At 69.0% G+C, this 21,301-nt stretch carries 14 protein-coding genes; 4 read left to right on the top strand and 10 right to left on the bottom strand.

Annotated features, from left to right (window positions below):
• Positions 1 to 9: 9 nt before the first annotated feature.
• The 4 genes from BMZ45_RS03940 to xerD form a co-directional block, all read right to left on the bottom strand.
• Positions 10 to 2,796 (bottom strand): RHS repeat domain-containing protein, encoded by a 2,787-nt coding sequence (locus tag BMZ45_RS03940; protein WP_139215378.1) that lies wholly within the window; start codon positions 2,794 to 2,796, stop codon positions 10 to 12.
• A gap of 256 nt (positions 2,797 to 3,052) precedes the next feature.
• Entirely contained in the window at positions 3,053 to 7,093 is a 4,041-nt protein-coding gene (purL, locus tag BMZ45_RS03945) for a phosphoribosylformylglycinamidine synthase (RefSeq protein ID WP_091632660.1), read from the bottom strand.
• Positions 7,094 to 7,276: 183 nt separating this feature from the next.
• Complete coding sequence (locus BMZ45_RS03950; RefSeq protein WP_091632663.1) at positions 7,277 to 8,152, bottom strand: DsbC family protein; 876 nt, start codon at positions 8,150 to 8,152, stop codon at positions 7,277 to 7,279.
• A gap of 200 nt (positions 8,153 to 8,352) precedes the next feature.
• A complete protein-coding gene (xerD, locus tag BMZ45_RS03955) occupies positions 8,353 to 9,321 on the bottom strand; it encodes a site-specific tyrosine recombinase XerD (RefSeq protein WP_091632666.1) in 969 nt (322 codons plus the stop codon).
• Positions 9,322 to 9,415: 94 nt separating this feature from the next.
• On the opposite strand from xerD, the gene BMZ45_RS03960 reads away from it, so the two are divergent.
• Positions 9,416 to 9,892 carry an RDD family protein gene (locus BMZ45_RS03960; protein WP_091632669.1) on the top strand — a complete coding sequence of 159 codons (477 nt, stop codon included), beginning with the start codon at positions 9,416 to 9,418 and terminating at the stop codon, positions 9,890 to 9,892.
• A 932-nt stretch (positions 9,893 to 10,824) separates the two neighbouring features.
• Here the strand turns inward: BMZ45_RS03960 and lptG are convergent.
• Both lptG and lptF read right to left on the bottom strand, forming a co-directional pair.
• On the bottom strand, positions 10,825 to 11,928 hold the full coding sequence (gene lptG, locus BMZ45_RS03965) for an LPS export ABC transporter permease LptG (protein WP_091632672.1): 1,104 nt from the start codon (positions 11,926 to 11,928) through the stop codon (positions 10,825 to 10,827).
• Positions 11,925 to 13,010, bottom strand: a complete 1,086-nt coding sequence (lptF, locus tag BMZ45_RS03970; protein WP_091632674.1) for an LPS export ABC transporter permease LptF — start codon at positions 13,008 to 13,010, stop codon at positions 11,925 to 11,927. Before lptF ends, lptG begins: the two co-directional genes overlap by 4 nt.
• Positions 13,011 to 13,180: 170 nt before the next feature.
• On the opposite strand from lptF, the gene BMZ45_RS03975 reads away from it, so the two are divergent.
• From BMZ45_RS03975 to BMZ45_RS03985, 3 genes are all read left to right on the top strand, one after another.
• On the top strand, positions 13,181 to 14,650 hold the full coding sequence (locus BMZ45_RS03975; RefSeq protein WP_091632677.1) for a leucyl aminopeptidase: 1,470 nt from the start codon (positions 13,181 to 13,183) through the stop codon (positions 14,648 to 14,650).
• Between the two features lie 19 nt (positions 14,651 to 14,669).
• A complete protein-coding gene (locus tag BMZ45_RS03980) occupies positions 14,670 to 15,095 on the top strand; it encodes a DNA polymerase III subunit chi (RefSeq protein ID WP_091632679.1) in 426 nt (141 codons plus the stop codon).
• Positions 15,096 to 15,209: 114 nt separating this feature from the next.
• Positions 15,210 to 18,266, top strand: coding sequence for a valine--tRNA ligase (locus BMZ45_RS03985; RefSeq protein WP_091632682.1), 3,057 nt, complete (start codon positions 15,210 to 15,212; stop codon positions 18,264 to 18,266).
• A gap of 820 nt (positions 18,267 to 19,086) precedes the next feature.
• Here BMZ45_RS03985 and BMZ45_RS03990 read toward each other — a convergent pair.
• The 4 genes from BMZ45_RS03990 to pssA are packed head-to-tail and all read right to left on the bottom strand — an operon-like array spanning position 19,087 to position 21,212.
• The gene (locus BMZ45_RS03990; protein ID WP_139215379.1) at positions 19,087 to 19,557 is read right to left on the bottom strand and encodes a hypothetical protein; all 471 of its coding nucleotides are present in this window, start codon (positions 19,555 to 19,557) and stop codon (positions 19,087 to 19,089) included.
• 4 nt (positions 19,558 to 19,561) lie between these two features.
• Positions 19,562 to 20,056, bottom strand: coding sequence for a ribosomal protein S18-alanine N-acetyltransferase (gene rimI / locus BMZ45_RS03995; protein WP_091632688.1), 495 nt, complete (start codon positions 20,054 to 20,056; stop codon positions 19,562 to 19,564).
• Complete coding sequence (locus BMZ45_RS04000; protein WP_091632691.1) at positions 20,053 to 20,436, bottom strand: hypothetical protein; 384 nt, start codon at positions 20,434 to 20,436, stop codon at positions 20,053 to 20,055. The genes rimI and BMZ45_RS04000 overlap by 4 nt, the downstream gene beginning before the upstream one ends.
• Positions 20,433 to 21,212, bottom strand: a complete 780-nt coding sequence (pssA, locus tag BMZ45_RS04005; protein WP_091632693.1) for a CDP-diacylglycerol--serine O-phosphatidyltransferase — start codon at positions 21,210 to 21,212, stop codon at positions 20,433 to 20,435. Before pssA ends, BMZ45_RS04000 begins: the two co-directional genes overlap by 4 nt.
• Between the last annotated feature and the right edge of the window lie 89 nt (positions 21,213 to 21,301).

Consider the following 21,301-nt stretch of genomic DNA (forward strand, 5'->3'; position numbering starts at 1 on the left):
AACGCCGGATCAACCGCCCGGGCCGCGCACGATTTCCTTGGTGTTGCCGAGCACGTCGCGGACGATCGTGGTGCGGGTCTTGTCGGACGTATCCACCGCAGCGTCGATCACCGTCGGCTGCCCATAGTTGGGCTGACCGTAGACCTGGAAGCTCTCGATGCTCTTAATGCCGCGCGGGTCGGTGGTCAGGCGCCGGAAGCCGGCCAAATAGTCGACGCGGCTGGTCAGGGGTCCATGTTCCGAGTCCTGCACCGTGCCCGTCGGCCGTCCAAGCGCATCGAAACTGCTGCGCGTGCCCTTTAGCGACCCGTCGTCGAAGTTGATCCAACCGTCGACGTACGGATTGCGCGGATACGAAGCGAATACGGCGCGCCCATCCTGGTCGTAGCGCTTGGCGCTCCAGCGCGCGGTCCCTGCGACGTCGGCCGCGTCGTGCTCGCTCTCGGCCACCGGTCGCCACAAGGCGTCGAAGTAGCTGGCCTTGACGTGATTGCCGGTGGTGGCGGTCTGGCGCCAATGTCCAGCGCCCAGACCGTACTCGCTCTGCGCGACCGGCTCGAAGCTGAGTACCGTCGGATGCCAGGCCACGTCGTCGCCGGCCGGCGGAGTGACTCGATTGAGCCTACCCATGGCGTCGTAGCCGTAAGCGGTGGCATAGCCGTTCTCGTCGGAAACCGAGGTCAACCAGCCGTTGCCGTCGACCGCGACGATCTTCTGCGTGCCGTCGTGGAAACGTGCGGTCTGCGGCATGCCGCGTTTCCAGTCACTCACCGTGGTAACCAGGTTGCGGCCGTCCTTGACTGTCGCCAGGGTGCCGTCCGGGTTGTAGCCCAGGGTCTGTTGCAGCCTCTCGTAGGCGTAGCTGCGCACCGGCAGCGCGGTCGCGGGGTCGTAGTCGGTGCGCGTCGGCACCGCGCCGGTGTTTACATTGGTCTGCCGGGCGGTCTGGCCGATCACCCACTTGGCCTTGTCGTTGTAGTACTCGGTTAGATCGGTGCGGGTATAACCCAGGGTGTTCGACTGACCCACGCGCATGGGCTGGGCAAACTCGTCGAAGGTTTCGTTGTCGCTGTAGAAGCTCACGCCGTCTTGCAGCACCGAGCCGGATATCTGCGGCCGCTGACGCTCGGACGAGAACGAGTCCAGACGAATCTGCGGACTCACACCCATGCGGTCGGCGAAGGCCTGCTGAGGCGCACTTGCGTTGCTGAGATAGGTGCTGGTGGATTTTCGCAGCAAAGTGCTACCCGCATAGGTCTCCACCTGCAGCAACTGACCCTCGTTCTCGTTGAACACCACACCGTAGGTGCTGACCGTGCGCTCGCCGCCGGGACCGGTCACCGTGGTGGTCTTGGTCGTTGCGCAGTTCGCACAGGTTCCAGCCCAGCTACCGATCGGCGTGGTGTAGTCGTAGCTCCACGTATAGCCCGGCAAACCCGGGCCGGTGACGGTCTTGCTGCGCACTGCCAGCACGTCGAAGCGTGCCGGCACCAGCGCGGTGTAGGCATCCTCGGTAGGCTCGTAGTCCGGCTCCGGCCGCGCGCTCATGTCGGGAGGGGCGATGCAATCCAGGGGCACGTTCTGGCGACCATGGCGTATGGTTTGGAATACGAACTCGCCGCGCGCGCCCGAAGGATGCGTAATGGAGGCGGTGCGCGTGAGTGGGACCAGCGCGCGCATCCAGCTGCACGTCAGCGCCTTGTCCTGCAGGCGCGCCCGCCCACCGGGAATTTGCGGCTCGGGGTCGTTGCTGTAGTAGGGATTGCCCCACATAGCGCCGAAATCGATATTCCAAGCGCTGTTGTCCGGTTGCGTCACCGTGGTCAACTGCGAATAGGCAGAGTAGCCGTAGCGCCACTCGCGACCGGTGTTGGTGGCCACCTTGGTCACGCGGTCGTAGCCATCGACGTTCTCCCAACTGAGGCTCAGTTGGCGACCGTCGCTGGAAGTGATGGAAAGCAACTGCGCACCGCTCCATTGATAGGCGACCCAATTGCCGAAGCGGTCCTCGATGCGGGTCGGGTACAGGCGAATCTCGTCGCGCGGGACCGGGCGCTGCAACACGGTGCCGTCGGCGCTGACCGGCTTGAGCAATTCATCGGACGGGCGCGCGACCATCCAGTCGAAGCGGTAGCGGGTGCCGTCCGGCGAGCGTGCCATGAAGCCTTCGCCGGCCTGCCCGCTCTGCAGACTGGGCACGCAGGACAAATGCCAATGCTTGTTGGTGACCCAGGGATACGCGCCGCCGTCGGTCGGGCGCGGACGAGTCTCCGCGGTGGCCAGCAGCAGTTCCTGATCGCCACCGGCCACGTTCATGCGGTAGCCGCTCCAGTACTCCCATTCCTGTACCGCGGGCGCGCGTATCGGCGTGTCGCTCTGGATCTTGACCGAGGGTGGGCGCGCGGTTCCGACGCTGGTCGGACTCGAACAACGGTTCGCCGTGGCAGTGGCGGGCGCGCTGCCCAGCACCCAGCCTTCGGCGTGGCTGAACATGCCGCTGATATAAGGCACGTCCCAATCCCAGTCGCCGAACGGGCGACTGCGTGCGTCGGTGGCGGCGGCGAAGCGTCGTCCGAGCGCGACCGGTATCGGGAAATTGCCGGGAATCGACACGTCCACGGTCGCGAAGCTGGTGGCGCCGGTGTAGAGATTGACCGAGTCGCCGAACAAGGTCGGCCCCTCGGACTTCACCGTCTGCGCCGACTTGATCAGCTTGTCGTATTCCTCCCACGGCGCTCTTCCCGCGCAGGCAGTACCGCAGGCCAACGCAAGCAACGTTCCGACCAGATAGCGCACGGCGTACTCCTTGTCCCCAGAGTGAGTGCGATCGGCGCGAGCGCGGCGATCGAGGGCGCATTGTCCAGTCAGCCGCGCGAGCAAGGGGCCCGGTTGGGCGCAGCGCGCGCACGCTCAGGCGCACGTCGCCACGCTGGTTCGACGAGCAAAACGCTTCGTCGCAGACCAGGCACGTTTCGTCGCAGTGGCGCGCGTGGCGCAAAAAAAGAGGGCGCCCTGTGGGCGCCCTCTTTCGAACCTCATCGTGACGCGAACGTCAGCCCACCCACACCCGCGCATTGCGGAACATGCGCATCCACGGCGAGTCGCCGCTCCAGTCGCGCGGGGCCCAGCTCAGATTGGCGCTGCGCAGGGTGCGCTCGGGGTGCGGCATCAGGATGGTGGCGCGGCCGTCGCGCGAGGTCAGGCCGGCGATGCCGTCGGGCGAGCCGTTCGGGTTGAGCGGGTAGCGCTCGGCGACGCGGCCTTCGCCGTCGACGTAACGCAAGGAGATGTCCGCCGCGCTCTGGTCGAGGTTGTTATCGAAGCTGGCGCGGCCTTCGCCGTGCGCCACCGACACCGGGATGCGCGAGCCGGCCATGCCGCGGAAGAACAACGACGGCGATTCACCAACCTCGAGTAGGCCCAGACGCGCTTCGAACTGTTCGCTGCGGTTGCGCAGGAAGCGCGGCCAGTGCTCGGCGCCCGGGATGATGGGCTTGAGCTGGGCCAGCATCTGGCAACCGTTGCACACGCCCAGCGAGAAGCTGTCCTCGCGCGCGAAGAAGGCGGCGAAGGCATCGCGCAAGGCGCTGCGCTCGAGCACGCTGGTGGCCCAGCCGCGGCCCGCGCCGAGCACGTCGCCGTAGCTGAAACCGCCGCAGGCCGCGAAGCCTTTGTAGTCCTGCAGCGAGACGCGGCCGGCGATCAGGTCGCTCATGTGCACATCGAACGCTTCGAAGCCGGCGCGGTCGAACGCCGCCGCCATTTCGATCTGGCCGTTGACGCCCTGCTCGCGCAGGATCGCGACCTTGGGACGCGCGCCCAGGTTCACGAACGGCGCGGCGACGTCGTCGGCCGGATCGAACGTGAGCTTTGGCTTCAGGCCCGGCGCGGCGAAGTCGCGCGCGATCGCGCGCTCCTCGTCGGCGCAGTCGGGGTTGTCGCGCAGCTTCTGCATGGCGTGGCTGACCGACCACCATGCGTCGAACAGCTCGTCCCAACGCCATTCGGCCAGGGTCGCGCCGTCTTCGCGCACGCGGATCGCGGGCGCGGCGGCCGCGCCCTCGACGCGGCTCAGCACCGGCTTGGCGATGCGCTGGGCGCAGTCGATCAGGCCGTGGCGCGCGACCAGGTCGGCGAACTCGGCGCGGTCCTCGTCGGCGATCTGCACGATCGCGCCGAGTTCCTCATTGAACAAGGTGCGGAACGGATCCTCGCCCCAGCCGTCCAGGCTGATGTCCAGGCCCAGACGCGAGCAGAACGCCATTTCGCACAGCGCGGTGAAGGCGCCGCCGTCGCTGCGGTCGTGATAGGCCAACAGCAGGCCGGCCTCGCGCGCGTCGCGGATCAGTTCGAAGAAATCGCGCAGGCGCTGCGGGTGATCGAGGTCGGGCACGCCCAGGTCGTCGCGGTCGCCGTCGGCGGACAGCGCGGCGAACGCGGGCAGGCCGCCGGCCTCGGCCGAGCCGGTCGCCTGCGGATGGCATTGCGCGAGCACCGAGCCGCCCAGACGCTGCTTACCCGCGCCCAGACCGATCAGCCACAACTCGCTGTCGGGTTCGCGTGCGAGCAACGGGGTGAGCTGCTGACGCACATCCACCACGGGCGCGAACGCGCTCACGATCAGCGACACCGGCGACACCGACTTGTGGGCGACGCCGTCGGCCTGCCATTGCGCCTGCATCGACAACGAATCCTTGCCGACCGGAATGCTCAGCTCGAGTTCCGGGCACAGCTCCAGGCCGACCGCCTTGACCGCGTCGAACAGCAGCGCGTCCTCGCCCGGGTGACCGGCCGCGGCCATCCAGTTGGCCGACAGCTTGATCCGGTTCAAGGATTCCACCGGCGCGGCGCATAGGTTGGTGATCGCTTCGCCCACCGCCATGCGCGCGGCCGCGGCGGCGTCCAGCAGGGCCAGCGGGGTGCGCTCGCCGATCGCCATCGCTTCGCCGACGTAGCCTTCGAAGCCCGACAAGGTGATCGCGCAATCGGCCAGCGGCAGCTGCCAGGGGCCGATCATCTGATCGCGCGCGGTCAGGCCGCCGACGCTGCGGTCGCCGATGGTGACCAGGAATTGCTTGGACGCCACGGTCGGATGCGCGAGCACGCGCAGCGCAGCCTGGCGCAGGTCCAGGCCGTTCCAGTTCAGCGCCGGCCACGGCGCGGCCGGCGGACGGCGGGTGTCGCGGTGCATCTTCGGCGGCTTGCCGAACAGCAGGTCCATCGGCAGGTCGATCGGCCACTGCCGAGAGTCGCCGCCAACGCCTTGCCGCGTGCCCTCATCCGCCCTACGGGCACCTTCTCCCGCAGGCGGGAGAAGGGAATCCGCAACGCCATAGACGGATTCGACGGTCGCGCCGTAACCCACCACCAGGCGCTCTTCCGCGGTCGCGTAACCGACCACCGCGAACGGGCAACGCTCGCGCTCGCAGATCGCGGCGAAGTCGGCGACGCGGTCGGCAGGCAGGCCGAGCACGTAGCGCTCCTGCGATTCGTTGCACCACAGCTGCATCGGCGACAGCGAGGGATCGTCGCTGGGCACGCGCGCCAGATCGATCACGCCGCCCAGGTTGGAGTCGTGCAGCAATTCGGGGATCGCGTTGGACAAACCGCCGGCGCCGACGTCGTGGGCGCTGTCGATCGGATTGTCCGCGCCGAGCGCGACGCAGCGGTCGATCACTTCCTGACAGCGCCGCTCCATTTCCGGGTTGTCGCGCTGGACGCTGGCGAAATCCAGGTCCTCGGCGCTGTCGCCGGACGCGACCGAACTGGCGGCACCGCCGCCCAGACCGATCAGCATCGCCGGGCCGCCGAGCACGATCACGGCATGACCGGGCTTGAGGCCGAGCTTGGCGACCTGGATGCGATCCATCGCGCCGAGACCGCCGGCGAGCATGATCGGCTTGTCGTAGGCGCGCGCGTGCGCGCCCTCGGCGAGCTCGAAGCTGCGGAAGTAGCCGACCAGATTCGGGCGGCCGAACTCGTTGTTGAACGCGGCCGCGCCGATCGGACCGTCGAGCATGATCTCCAGCGCCGGCGCCATGCGCGGGTTCAAGGCGCGCTCGCCTTCCCAGGGCTGCGGCAGGGTCGGGATGCGCAGGTGCGAGACGCTGAAACCGCACAGGCCGGCCTTGGGGCGGCCGCCGCGGCCGGTCGCGCCCTCGTCGCGGATCTCGCCGCCGTTGCCGGTGCTGGCGCCGGGGAACGGCGCGATCGCGGTCGGGTGGTTGTGGGTCTCGACCTTGATGCAGAACGCCGACGGCGTTTCCGCTTCGGCCGCATACGCCTGGCTGCCCGGCTGCGGGCGGAAGCGCCGGCTCGGATAGCCTTCGACCACGGCCGCGTTGTCGCTGTACGCCGACAGGGTGTTTTCCGGCGTCTGCGCGTGGGTGTGCTTGATCATCTTGAACAGCGAGCTGGTCTGCTCGCGGCCGTCGATGGTCCAGGAGGCGTTGAAGATCTTGTGCCGGCAGTGCTCGGAGTTGGCCTGCGCGAACATCATCAGTTCGACGTCGGAGGGCGCGCGGCCCAGCGCGGCGTAGCGCTCGCGCAGGTAGGCGATCTCGTCCTCAGCCAGGGCCAGGCCGAGGCGCACGTTGGCGTTCTCCAGGCCGTCCAGCGGGATGCGTTCGAGTTCGCCGCGCTCCGGCACCGCGAACAGCGCCGCCGCGTCGTCGCGCGCATCCAGCAGCGACTGCGTCATCGGATCGTGCAAGGCCTTGGCCAGCGCGCCCTGGGTGGCGGCGTCGGCCGGCCAGCCGGCGAGGTCGTAGCGGGTTCCGCGCTCCACGCGCGCGACCGGTTGCCCGGCGCCGCGCAGCAGTTCGGTGGCCTTGCTGGCCCAGGGCGACAGCGTGCCCAGGCGCGGGGTCACGTAGCGCGAGACCGCACCGGCTTCGCGCGCGGCGGCGTCCGGCTCGGCCTGCAGGATGCGGCGCAGGGTCTCGCCTTCCGGCTGCGCGCCCGCGTCGGGCCGGACCCAATACACGGGCCAGGCGTCGATCAGGCGGACTTCGGGGTGAATGGCTTGCAGGCGGGCTTGGAGCCGTTCGCGGCGGAACGGAGACAGGGCCGAAAGGCCCTCGAGGACGATCATGTCCGGGGAACCGTGCAACGTCGGGCCCGGTATTGTATCCAAGCGCCCGCACCCGCGCCGTTTTCCGTGCACACGGCCCGCAACGGCAAGCCCGGCGGGCCCGAACGGGCCCCGGAAACGACGATGCCGCCTCGCGGCGGCATCGTCAGCGGCGCCCGGCCGGGCCGGCCGGGGCGGCGGGACTCAGGCCCCGCCGGCGGTGGTCGCGGCCGGCACGGCGTCGACCGGGCCGGTCGCGGCCGGCTTGGCGCTGCCGTCGGTGGCCAGCTTGTCCAGGGTTTCGCGCAGCGCCGCCGGCGGCACGTAGCCGCCGAGCTGGGTGCCGTCGGCCGCCAGTATCATCGGGGTGCCGGTCAGGCCCACGCGCTGGCCCACGTCGTACTGCTGATTGATGCTGTTCTTGCAGTTCTTGTTCGGCACCGCGTGGTCGGCCTTGGCGTCGGTCAGGGCCTTGCGGCGATCCGGCGCGCACCACACCGACACCATCTTGTTGTAGTCCTGGCTGCCGATGCCGGCGCGCGGGAAGGCGAGGTATTCGATCGCGATGCCCTGGCGGTTGTACTCGGCGATTTCGCTATGCAGCTTGCGGCAGTAGCCGCATTCGACGTCGGTGAACACCGACACCGTGTACTTGGGATTGGCCGGCGCGAACACGATGCGCTCGCTGGCCGGGATCGCCTTCAACGCCTCTTTGCGCATGCCGGCCAAGGCCACTTCGCTGAGGTTCTTCTTGGCGGCGGTATCGAACAGGGCGCCGCCGGAGCCCGGCAGGAACAGGTAGCGGCCGTCGTCGCTGACGTAGACCACCTGGCCGGCGACGATCGCCTCGCGGAAGCCGGGGATCGGCGCGGCGCCGACGCGTTCGACGGTGACGCGCGAGTTGAGCACGCGGATCGCCTCGATCGCGCGCGCGTCCGGCGTGCCGGCGGCGGCCTTGGCCTCGGCGGGCTTGGCGCTCACGGCAGCCGGGGCTTTGGCGGCATCGGCGGCGGGCTTGGGGGCCTCGGCGCAGGCCGACAGGCTGAGCGCTCCGAGCACGGCGAATAGGGCGTACTTCATCGATCGGGTCCTTGGCTGGTTCACCGGGCGTTTGGACCGCGCGGGGAAGGTGTGGTTCAACGATTGTCGCACGGGGCGCGGGACGGGGTCGTCCGGTGGGGCCGGGGCCGGTACCGCTAGCGCGACGGGGTTGGCGTTTTGGGGAACCTGGGAGTACGCGAATCGGGGGCGGGAGCGGACGGTCGCGGTTGCTGGGCGGTTCACCCGCGGGGGTGATGCTTGGCATGCAGCTGCTTGAGCTGCTCGCGCGCCACCAGCGTGTAGATCTGGGTGGTCGACAACGAGCTATGCCCCAACAGCATCTGCAACGCGCGCAGATCGGCGCCGTGATTGAGCAGGTGAGTGGCGAAGCTGTGGCGCAGGCCGTGCGGGCTGATCCGGGCAGGGTCGATGCCGGCGAGCGCGGCGTAGCGCTTCACCAGCCCCCAGAACTGCTGGCGGGTCGGCGCCTCGCCGTTCTGGGCCAGGAACAACGGCGCCAGCGCGCGCTTGCCGGCCAGGACCGGACGCGACTGCGCGAGGTAACGTTCCAGCCAGTGCTGGGCCTCTTCGCCCAGCGGCACCAGGCGCTCCTTGCCGCCCTTGCCGGTCACCCGCAGCACGCCCTGGCGCAGATTGACCGCGGTCGCGGCCAGGTTGACCAGCTCGCTCACGCGCAAGCCGGCGGCGTACATCAGCTCCAGCATGGCGCGGTCGCGCAGGCCCAGCGGGTTCTCGACCTCGGGCGCGCCCAGCAGCGCCTCGATCTGGCTTTCGGCCAGCGCCTTGGGCAACGAACGCGGCAGCCGCGGCGGCTCCAGCAGAGCGGTGGGGTCGTCGGCGCGCTCGCCGCGGCGCAGGCGCAGGGCGTAGAAGGCGCGCAGCGCCGACAACAGGCGCGCGTTGCTGCGCGGCGAATACCCCTCCTTGGCGCGCCAGGCCAGATAGTCGAACAGGCCCGCGCGATCGGCGCCGGCCAGGCCGCCGTCGCGGCCGCCGCGCCAGCGCGCCAGGCCTTCGAGGTCGCGCCGGTAGCTGTCCAGGGTCTGCTGGGCCAGGCCGCTTTCGGCCCAGATCGCGTCCAGGAACACGCGGATCGCGGCCTCGTCGGCATCGGGCAGCGGCGGCAAGGACATGGCCAGGCTGCGGCGTTCGGCGGGCGTGGTCTTGCGGGTTTTCGGCGACGTCATCGCGGCAGCGTCCCTCAGCCGGGCGCGGCGACGCAAGCCCGCCGCGCGCATCGACGCGCTACGACCGCGTGCACGCGCCGGCTATCCTGTTGCGATGAGCACCGAACACAGCGCCCCGGACACCCCCTCCTGCCCCGCCCCCCTCGTGCTGTGGCGGCTGTTCGCGCTGTTCTACGATTTCTGGCCGGTGCTGGCACTGTGGATGCTGGCCTCGGCCTTGTTCTCGGTCGGCTACACCGTGTCCGGACACGACGTGCACGAGAACATCGCACCGTTCAGCGCGCTGCAGTGGCTGCTGTGGCTGGTGTGCTGGCTGCTCACCGGCGCCTACGCCACGATCAGCTGGCGCCGCGGCGGCCAGACCCTGGGCATGCGCCCCTGGCGCCTGCGCCTGATCGGCGCCGACGGCGCCCGACCGGGCTGGAGGGCGCTGCTGATTCGCTATGCCGTGGGCAGCGTGTCGCTGCTGGCCGCCGGCCTGGGCTTCTGGTGGGCCTGGCTGGACCGCGACCGCCTGACCTGGCACGACCGCGCCAGCGGGACGCGGTTGATTCGGCTGCCGAAGAAGTAGCTCGATCCGCGCGCGTCGCCGCCGCCACGCGACGACGCGGTTCGCCTGCGGCTCACCGCATCCTACGACCGGCGTACCGGACCCGTTGCCGTTGCCGTTGCCGTTGCCGCGGCATTCAAATCCAAAAGCACCGCACTCACCCGACCAACCGTAGACCCGAAGGGCGGCGCGCAGGACGCGCGCCGTTTTTCGAATGGACAGGGACGTCCATTCGAAAAATCCCCGCGCCAGCCCCGAACCCGCAGGGGAGGTTTGGTCAAGCTAGCCCTTCTCTTTGGTTACTTTCTCTTGGGCTAGCAAGAGAAAGTGACCCGCATGCGCAGCAGGCGGAAGCCTTTGACCTTCGGGCCGAGCCGACGAAGTAACAGCAAAAGCAAATCCTCCCCAACCCTCCTTTGATAAAGGAGGGAGCTAGGAGCAGGAGAAAGTGGCCCGCATGCGCGGCAGGCGGAAGCCTTTGAGCCTGGTGACGAATAGGCCTAAGCAAAGACCCCGAATCCGACCTGAAGCCTAGCTTGCGCAGCAACCAGAGTTCGAGATCGCGGCTTACGCCGCTCCCACAGAAAGCCGTCTCGAATCGAAATTTACGACGTAGCCGGAACTCGCGGTCGCGGCTTGCGCCGCTCCTACAGAAAGCCGACTCGAATTGAAAATTACGACGTCGCCGGAGATCGAGATCGCGGCTTACGCCGCTCCCACAAAAAGCCGTCTCGAATCGAAATTTACGACGTAGCCGGAACTCGCGGTCGCGGCTTGCGCCGCCCCTACAGAAAGCCGACTCGAATTGAAAATTACGACGTCGCCGGAGCTCGAGATCGCGGCTTACGCCGCTCCCACAGAAAGCCGCCTCGAATCGAAAATACGACCTAGCCGGAGTTCGCAGTCGCGGCTTGCACCGCTCCCACAGCGGCGCTGCGGTAAGCGCTAGAGCGTTAGCCCGAGCGCTTCTTGAACAGGAATGCCGACACCCCGACCATGATCACCGTGGGCATCAGATAAGCCAGGCGGAAATCGAACTTGTACACGCTGGCCAACTTCACGAACTGCGTCTGCAACAGCCAGAAGCCCAGCGCGAACACGATGCCGATGAACAAGCGCTTGCCCATGCCGCCGCTGCGCAGCGCGCCGAACGCGAACGGAATCGCGGCCAGGCACAGCGCCAGCACGTTGATCGGATAGAACCAGCGGCCCCAGTAGTGCTCCTCGAACTCGCCCGCGTCCAGACCGTTGCGCTCGCGGTAGTCGATCGCCGCGGCCAGCGCCGTCGAACTCAGATAGCGCGGCCGATCCGAGCCGGCCATCAGCGCCGCGCCGTCCAGCTTGGACTCCCAACGCTCCTGCGCCACATGGGTCTGGCTGACCGACTTGGCGCCGAACGTGGTGCGGGTGACATCGCGCAACACCCAGCCGCCCGGGCGGTGTTCGGCGATGTGCGCGATCGCAGCCGACTTCAGGCGGCCGTCCTCGGCGAACTCGTAGAAGAACACGTCGCGCAGTTCCAGCCAGGTGTCCTTGCCGTTGCTGCGGTCCTGACCGCCGCCGGCGTTGAGGATGAAATCGCCCTCGCGCGCCCACAGGCCCGAGTACTGGGCCACGATCATGTTCTTGGACTTGGCCGAGGCCTTGAGCGCTTCGGCGTTGCGCTGCGCCCACGGCGACAGGGTTTCGCCGTTGACCACCATCAGCAGGGTCAGCGTGGCCAGCGCGCCGGCCACGGCCAGGCTCAGGCGCCGGCGCGACAGGCCGACCGCGCGCAGCGCGGTGAGCTCGGAGGTCGCCGCGAGCTGGCCCAGCGCCATCAGCGCGCCGATCACCGCCGAAGTCGGAAACAGCGTGTAGGCGCGGCGCGGAATCGTGTAGACCATGTAGGTCAGGGCCTGGGTCAGGCCGTAGTTGCCCTTGCCGATGTCGCTGAGCTCGCTGCTGACGAAGCCCAGCATCACGTCCAGGCCCATCAGCACCGTCCAGGTCAGCAGCACCGTGCCCAGCACGACGCGGCCGACGTAGACGTCGTGGATCTTCGGGAAGGGCTTCATGCCAGCGCCCTCGCCCGGCGCAGGCGGCCGTCGCCGAAGTACAGCCACAGCGCCAGCGCCAGCATGGGCAGCACCAGCCACCACAGGCCCAGGCTCAGCGAGATCTTGCCGCTCTCCAGCCAGCCGGTGCCCGCGATCATCAGATTGATACCGATCAGATAGGCCAGGAAGCCCATCAGAATGCGTCCGTAACGTGCCTGGCGCGGCATGCTGCGCGCCAGCGGGATCGCCATCAGGGCGAAGGCGAAGGTCAGCAGCGGCGGCGCCAGCCGGTAATGCAGCTGCGCGCCGGCCTCGCGACGCGCATCGCCGACCAGGGCCGGCGTCGACATCAGCTCGGGGTTCTTGGGGTCGAACTTGGTTTCGCCGGCCGGCAGCAGCAGCTCGTTGCTGGCGTAATGCATCATGCGGAAATCCAGGCCGTTGTCGCGCGGCCCCTCGACCTGGAAGCCCTTGTTGAGGGTCAGATAGCGGTTGCCCTGCTCGTCGACCTTGAGCACGCCGTCGTTGGAGGTGGTGATCTCGCGGCGGTCGTCGCTCTGGCGGTACACGAACACGCGCTGGAAGCGGCTGCCGTCGTTGGACATGGCGCCGACATAGATCACTCCGCCCTTGCCGCCCGGCAGTTCGGTGAAGCTGCCCGGCTCCAGACCGGCCACGATCAGGTTGCGATTGGCCTCGCTGATCATCTGCTTGGACACGCGCTCGGCCCAGGGGCCCAGCCACAGCGAGCAGGCGCCCACCACCAGCACGATCGGCACCACCAGCAGCATGACCGGCTTGAGCAGGCGGCGCGGGCCGACGCCGATCGAGGCGATCACCGGCATTTCCGAGTCGCGGTAAAGCCGGCCGGTGCCCATCATCAGGCCCAGCATCAGCGCCAGCGGCAGGATCAGCGGCAGCCACTTCAGCAGCACCAGGCCCAGCTGGGCCAGCATCATCCCGGCCGGGACCCGGCCGCGGGCGATGTCCTGCAGCACGTCCGTGAAGGCCCCGCCCACGGCGACGATCAGCAGCACCACCAGGGTGGCGAAGGTGGCCTGGGCGAATTCGCTCAGCAGGTAGCGGTCAAGCTTGGGCATCAGGCGTCGGGCTTCGGCATGGGGGCGGGCTTGCGTTAAACTCGGGGGTTCGTTCGACGGCATGGGACGGCTGCAGCCGGCGCGATACGCGCAAGTCCAGCCCACCGGAAGCCGCCCGATTGTACGGAACTCACTTCCTTTAGCTGCACTTCTACCTGGGAATCTGTTGGATGACCCTCGAATTCGACCTGAACCGCGATGCGCCCGCCGCCGTCAAGACCGATTGCATCGTGGTCGGCGCCTATGCCGACAAGACCCTGACCGCCGCCGGCCAGGCGCTGGACGCCGCCAGCGGCGGCCGCCTGACCGCCCTGCTGGAGCGCGGCGACGTCAGCGGCAAGACCGGCAAGACTACCCTGCTGCACGATCTGGCCGGCGTGACCGCGCCGCGCGTGCTGGTGGTGGGCCTGGGCGAGGCCGGCAAATTCGGCGTGCCGCAGTACCTGAAGGCCGCCGGCGATGCCGCGCGCGCGCTCAAGGCCGGCCCGGTCGAACACGCGGTGTTCACCCTGTCCGAGGCGCCGGTGACCGGCCGCGACAGCGCCTGGGCGATCCGCCAGGCCGCGATCGCCGCCGATCACGCCTGCTACCGCTACACCGCCACCCTCGGCAAGAAGAAGGACGAACCCAGCCTGCGCAAGCTTGCGATCAACGGCGGCGACGCCGCCGCGCTGGCCCAGGGCCAGGCGATCGCCGCCGGCGTCGCCTTCGCGCGCGAGCTGGGCAACCTGCCGCCGAACGTGTGCAACCCGGCCTACCTGGCCGAGCAGGCGCAGACCTTCGCCGCGCGCTTCCCGACCACCAGCTGCGAAGTGCTGGACCGCGCGCAGATGCAGGAACTGGGCATGGGCTCGCTGCTCGCGGTGGCGCGCGGCTCGGCCAACCCGCCCAAGCTGATCGTGCTCAAGTACAACAACGGCGGCGACGCCAAGCCCTACGTGCTGGTCGGCAAGGGCATCACCTTCGATACCGGCGGCATCAACCTGAAGGTTCAGGGCGGCATCGAGGAAATGAAGTTCGACATGTGCGGCGCGGCCACCGTGATGGGCAGCTTCGTGTCCGCGGTCGGCATGCAGCTGCCGATCAACCTGGTGGTGGTGGTGCCGGCGGTGGAGAACATGCCCGACGCCGACGCCTACCGCCCCTCCGACGTGCTCACCAGCATGTCCGGCAAGACCATCGAAGTCGGCAACACCGACGCCGAGGGCCGCCTGATCCTGTGCGACGCGCTGACCTATGCGCAGCGTTTCGAGCCGCAGGCCCTGCTCGACGTGGCCACCCTCACCGGCGCCTGCGTGGTCGCGCTGGGCAAGTACGCCAGCGGCCTGATGAGCAAGGACGACGACCTCGCCGCCGAGCTGCTCGGCGCCGGCGAGCAGGTGTTCGACCGCGCCTGGCGCCTGCCGCTGTGGGACGAGTACCAGACCCAGCTGGAATCCAGCTTCGCCGACGTCTACAACATCGGCGGCCGCTGGGCCGGCGCGATCACCGCCGGCTGCTTCCTGGCCCGCTTCACCGAAGGCCAGCGTTGGGCGCACCTGGATATCGCCGGCGTGGCCAACGACGAGGGCAAGCGCGGCCTGGCGACCGGCCGTCCGGTCGGCCTGCTGAGCCAGTGGCTGCTCGAGCGCGCGGCCTGAGCCCGCCGGATCGCATCGGGTGCCGCGCGCCGACTTCTATCTGATCACCACCGCGCGGTTCCGCGAGGAACCGCTGCGCCTGGTGAGCGAACTGGCGCGCAAGGCGTTCGACGCCGGCCTGCCGACCCTGATCCTGGCCCGCGATGCGGCCCAGGCCGAGGCCCTGGACGATCTGCTGTGGGACATGGGCGACGACGTCTTCATCCCGCACCAGATCGCCGGCGCCGACGTCGACGAGGAGGAGGCCGACGTGCTGATCAGCGCGCCGGACGCCGACGCGGCGATGCGCCCGCTGGTCATCAACCTGCGCGACGACGCCGTCCAGGGCAGCTTCGATCGCGTGCTGGAAGTGGTGCCCGCCGATGCCGAAGCGCGAGGCCCGCTGCGCGAGCGTTGGAAGCAGTACCAGTCGCGCGGCTTCGACCTGAAAAAGCACGACATGTGACACCCGCCGCCCTCGTCCGCGAGGGCGGTGCGCACCGGGAAGCCGTCGCGCTCCCGCCCCACCCCGCTCCGCATCCGGAACGGGGCGCCGATCCGCCTTATATCGATTGATGCCATGACCGACACCCTCGCCTCCAGCTACGACCCCAAACAGTTCGAAGCCCGCCTGTACGCGCAATGGGAGAGCAGCGGCGTATTCCAGCCGCACGGCGAGGGTCCGGCGTACACGATCCTGCTGCCGCCGCCCAACGTGACCGGCACCCTGCACATGGGCCACGCCTTCCAGCACACCCTGCAGGACGCGCTGATCCGCTATTACCGCATGCGCGGCTATCGCACCCTGTGGCAGATGGGCACCGACCATGCCGGCATCGCGACGGAAATGGTGGTCGGCCGCAACCTCGCCCTCGAAGGCAAGGGCGAGACCCGCGATTCGCTGGGCCGCGACAAGTTCATCGAAAAGGTGTGGGCCTGGAAGCAGCAGTCCGGCGGCACCATCGAGCGGCAGATGCGCCGGCTGGGCGCCAGCGGCGACTGGTCGCGCAGCGTGTTCACCATGGATCCGATGGCCTCGGAGGCGATCACCGAAGCCTTCGTGCGCCTGCACGAGAAGGGGCTGATCTACCGCGGCCAGCGCCTGGTCAACTGGGACCCTGTGCTGAAGACCGCGATCTCCGACCTGGAGGTGGCCAACGAGGAAGAGAACGGCCACATGTGGTCGATCCGCTATCCCTTGGCCGACGGCGCGAGCTACGAGTATGTCGAGCGCGACGCCGACGGCAACGAAATCCTGCGCGAGATCCGCGATTACGTCGTGGTCGCCACCACCCGCCCGGAAACCATGCTGGGCGACACCGCGGTGATGGTGCACCCCGAGGACGAACGCTACACCGCGATCCATGGCAGGTTCGTCGATCTGCCGCTGACCGGCCGCCGTATCCCCGTCATCACCGACAGTTACGTCGACCGCGCCTTCGGCACCGGCGTGGTCAAGGTCACGCCCGCCCACGACGCCAACGACTACGCGGTGGGCCAGCGCCATTCGCTGCTGTCGATCAACATCTTCGCGCCGGATGCGTCGGTCTGGACGACCACGGGCCCGACCGCGCTCAAGCACGTGCTGTCGTCCGCCGATCCGAATTTCACCAAGATCGCCCCTGATAGCTGCACGCCGCAGCAGACTCAGTACATGGACGATTTCTCCTTGTTCACCGAACAAGGCATGACGGCGATCGTCGAAAAGTACATCCCGGCCGCGTATCGGGGCCTGGACCGCTTCGAAGCGCGCAAGATCATCGTCGCGGATCTGGATGTCGCGGAACTGCTGATCGAGGTCAAACCGCATCGCCTGCAGGTGCCGCGCGGCGATCGCAGCGGCCAGGTGATCGAGCCCTATCTGACCGACCAGTGGTTCGTGAAGATGGACAGCCTGGCCCAGCGCGGACTCGAACTCGTCGAGTCGGGCGAAGTGAAGTTCGTCCCGGCGAACTGGATCAACACCTACCGCCATTGGCTGGAGAACATCCAGGACTGGACGATTTCGCGCCAGCTCTGGTGGGGCCATCGCATCCCCGCCTGGACCGTTCGCTCGGGCGAGGCGGATTTCACGCTGCTCATCGGCGAGGTGGTCGCCCGCACCGAAGCGGAAGCCGCGCTGTCCGCTCACGCAAAGCTGCTGCGCGCGCTCGGCCAGGACCACTACGAGAAGATCAAGGATCGCATCGAGCTGGTGCAGGACCCGGATGTGCTGGAAACCTGGTTCTCCTCGGCCATGTTCCCGTTCAGCACGCAGGGTTGGCCGAACGAAGACAAGATGGGCGAACTGGGCTTCGACATCGCGCTGCCGACCAGCGTGCTGGTGACCGGCTTCGACATCATCTTCTTCTGGGTCGCGCGCATGATCATGATGACCGACGAGCTGGTCGGCCGCGTGCCGTTCCGCGACGTCTACATCACGGGTCTGGTCCGCGACAAGGATGGCCAGAAGATGTCGAAGTCGAAGGGCAACATTCTCGACCCGCTGGACATCATCGACGGCATCACCGCCGAGGCCCTGGTCGCCAAGCGCACCACCGGCCTGATGAAGCCGCAGGACGCGCCCAAGATCGAAAAGGCCACGCGCAAGGAATTCCCCGACGGCATCCCGGCCTTCGGCGCCGACGCGCTGCGCTTCACCATGACCGCGCTGGCCGGCCCCGGCCGCGACATCAAGTTCGACCTCGGCCGCGCCGAGGGCTACAAAAACTTCTGCAACAAGCTGTGGAACGCGACCCGCTTCGTGCTGATGAACACCGAGGGCGCCAGCTTCAACGGCGCGCCGGAGCCCAAGACCGACGCCGAGCGCTGGATCCTGGCGCGCCTGGCCCAGGTCGCGGCCGAGGCCGAGACCCAGTTCGCCGCCTACCGTTTCGACCTGCTCGCGCAGGCGCTGTACGAGTTCGCCTGGAACGAGTTCTGCGACTGGTTCGTGGAGCTGGCCAAGCCGGCCCTGCTGGGCGAGGATCTCGACGCCGCGAACAGCACCCGCCACACCCTGCTGTACGTGCTCGAGCGGCTGTTGTCGCTGCTGCACCCGCTCACCCCGTTCGTGACCGAGGAGCTGTGGCAGCAGGTCGCGCCGCGCCTGGGCATCGCCGGGGACACGATCATGCTGCGGCCCTACCCGCGGGCCACGGATTTCGGTGCCGACTACGCCGGCGCCGAAGCCGACGTCGAGTGGCTGAAGGCGATGGTCAGCGCGTTGCGCAAGATCCGCAGCGAGCTCAACGTGGCGCCGTCCAAGACCGTCGTGCTGTTGCTGTGCGGCGGCGGCGACAGCGACCGCGCGCGCGCCGCGCGCTTCGACTCGCAGCTGCGCTTCCTGACCCGCCTGGAGCGCGTCGAGGCGCTGGCCGCCGACGCCGAAACGCCGGCCGCCGCGACCGGCGTGGTCGGCGATCTGACCCTGCTGGTACCGCTGGAAGGCCTGGTCGATCTGGACGCCGAGCGCACCCGCCTGGACAAGGAGATCAAGCGCGTCGACGGCGAGATCGGCAAGTGCGAGAACAAGCTGTCCAGCGAGACCTTCGTCCAGAACGCACCGCCCGCCGTGGTCGAACAGGAGCGCAAGCGCCTGGCCGACTGGCGCGCGCAGCGCGAAGCCCTGCAGGCGCAGCGCGCGAAGCTGGGTTGACGACGCGCGCATTGCGAGCGCGCGCGTAGGGTGCGGTAAGCCATAGGCGCACCGCACCGACGTTGGTCCGGCGACAGGACGATGGTGCGGTTGTCACCGCACCCTACGGCCGCGGCATGCGCGGGCAAAGCATCGCGGCTTACGCCGCTCCCACAGGAAGCGCGCGCCTGCGTCGCGGCTCGGCTCTGCTTCGGGGTAGGAGCGGCGTAAGCCGCGACCGCGAAACTTCGGCCACGACGTGGTCGCGGCTTGCGCCGCTCCTACAGGAAGCGTGCGGCTGCGTCGCGGATGGGTTTTGCTTCGGGGTAGGAGCGGCGCAAGCCGCGACCGCGAAGCTTCGGCCACGACGCGGTCGCGGCTTGCGCCGCTCCTACAGGAAGCGTACGGCCGCGTCGCGAGGATGGGTTTTGCTTTGGGGTAGGAGCGGCGCAAGCCGCGACCGCGAAACTTCGGCCACGACGTGGTCGCGGCTTGCGCCGCTCCTGCAGGAAGCGCGCGGCCGTGTCGCGAGGATGGGTTTTGCTTCGGGGTAGGAGCGGCGTGAGCCGCGACCGCGAAGCTTCGGCCACGACGCGGTCGCGGCTTGCGCCGCTCCTACAGGAAGCGTGCGGCCGCGTCGCGGATGGGTTTTGCTTTGGGGTAGGAGCGGCGCAAGCCGCGACCGCGAAGCTTCGGCCACGACGTGGTCGCGGCTTACGCCGCTCCTACAGGAAGCGTGCGGCCGGGTCGCAAGGATGGGCTTTGTTTGGGCCGTAGCGGGCGGTAAGCCGCAGGCGCACCTCACGGATGCCACCATCACGCGGAAGGCGATCGCCAAGGCCTAGAACGCGATACCCGTTTCCTCGACCACGTCCTGCGCTTCGCGCGCCAGCACCTCGCGTGCGAACGTTTGCGGATCGAGCAGGGCCAGCTCGCAGGCCGCGTCGGGGTTGGCGAGCGCGATCACCGCGCCTTGCAGGGACACGTAGCTGGGCCGGCGCGAGGCACGCGCGCCCTTGGCGACATAGGCCGCTTCGTGGCCGCGCAACACCACCGCGTCGCCGCCCTTGGCCTGTGCCGCTCGCGCCAGCTTGTCGAAGGCCAGACGATAGTCGACCGGGGACGGACGCATGCCCGTGCGCAGGTTGGGCGCCTTCTCGCCCAGCGTCACCGACACCTGGCCCAGCCGCCTGTGCGCGCAGGTCGGCGCCGAGGTCAGCAGGCGCACGCCGGGCGCCGGCTCGGACGCCGACGCGGGCGCCAGCGCCAAACCGGCCAGCAGCCACGCAAGGGGCCATGGTGCCGGCCGCATTCGCTCAGCCTTCGTCCGCCAACAATTCCATCGCCATCACCAGCGCGTCCTCGCGGCCGTCGCGGGCCGGGTAATAGCGCGGGCGGCGGCCGATCTCGTTGAAGCCTTCGGCGTGGTAGAGCGCGATCGCACCCGGATTGGACGGGCGCACTTCCAGGAACACGCGCTGCGCGCCGCGCCCGCGCGCGATCTGCAGCAGCGCGTGCAGCAGGCGGCGGCCGTAGCCGTGGCCCTGCTGCTCCGGGGCCACGCAGACATTGAGGATGTGGGCCTCGCCGGCGGCCAGGCTCATCAGGAAATAGCCCAGGATGCGGTCCTTGCGGTACAGCACCCAGGACGGGTAATCGGCGCGCAGGCAGTCGCGGAAAATGCCCAGCGTCCAGGGGAATTCGTAGGCGCGGATCTCGATCGCGTGGACCGCGTCCAGATCCTCCTCGCGCATCGGCCGGAGCGCGGCGGCCGGAGAATCGCGGTCGACGTCGGCGGCCAATGCGCTCATGGGCGGGAGCCTCGCCGCAGGCTGCGCAACAGCGGCCACAGGGCGCGCTTGGCGGCCGGATAGCCGCGCAGGGTGGCGGCGTCGTACAGGCTCAGCACGGCCTCATCGGGCGCCGCATCGGGGCGGCGGCCGGCCGCGCGCAGCACCGCGCGCAGCAGGGCGTCGTCGGCGCGCGCGGCGGCGGTCGGCGCGCGTTCGACGGGACGCTCCGGCGCGCGTTCTGCCGTGGGTGCGCGCAACTCGGCGCGCGCGCGCTCGGGCGCGGCCGGCGCTTCCGCGCGCGGCGGCGGCGGCGCTTCCGGCGCGGTCGACGCCAGCGCCAGCGCCGGGTGGCCCAGCGCCTGCAGCCACTCGCGTTGTTGCGCGCTCCACAAACTCACGTGGCGGTCCCCGTGTCGGCCGGCGGCAGCCGGCGCGCGCGCCGGTACAGCGCGTAGACCGGGCCGGACAAGGCATACGGCGCGAAGATCAGCAGCAGCACGCTGGGCGGGTCGATCGCGATCGCGATCACCACCACCACCACCACCAGGATCGCCAGGAACGGCACCCGGTCGTGCTTGGGGCCGCCGCCCTTGAAGCTGAAATAGCGCAGCCGGCTGACCATCAGCAGGCCGGCGATCACGGTCACGGCCAGGGCGACGTAGCGCAGCTCGTCGCCGGTCCAGCCCAGTTCGTCGCAGGTCCATACGAAACTGGCGACCAGGCCCGCCGCGGCCGGGCTGGCCAGGCCGATGAACCAGCGCTTGTCGACCTGGCCGACCTGGGAATTGAAGCGCGCCAGCCGCAGCGCGGCGCAGGCGGCGTACAGGAAGGCGGCGATCCAGCCGATCTTGCCCGGCATCGGACCGTCGTGCTTCATCGCCTCCAGCGCCCAGTGGTACATCACCAACGAGGGCGCCAGGCCGAAGCTGATCAGGTCGGCCAGGGAGTCGTACTGGACCCCGAATTCGCTCTGGGTATTGGTCAGGCGCGCGACCCGGCCGTCGACGCCGTCCAGGATCGCGGCGATGAAGATCGCGATGCAGGCGTCGCCATACCGGCCCTGGGTGGCCGAGATGATGGCGTAGAAGCCGGCGAACAGGCCGCCGGTGGTGAACAAATTGGGCAGCAAATAAATGCCGCGTCCGCGCGGTCGAGGCGTAGGCGTAGGTTCCATAACGGAAGTGTAGCGCTTGCCTGCGCGCCGGCACGGTGCTGCAATCGGCATTCCCCCTGTAGTCCCCCTACCCGCCACCGTCCAGCACC

This window comes from Lysobacter sp. cf310 (genome assembly GCF_900114355.1).
Classification (GTDB): domain Bacteria; phylum Pseudomonadota; class Gammaproteobacteria; order Xanthomonadales; family Xanthomonadaceae; genus Lysobacter.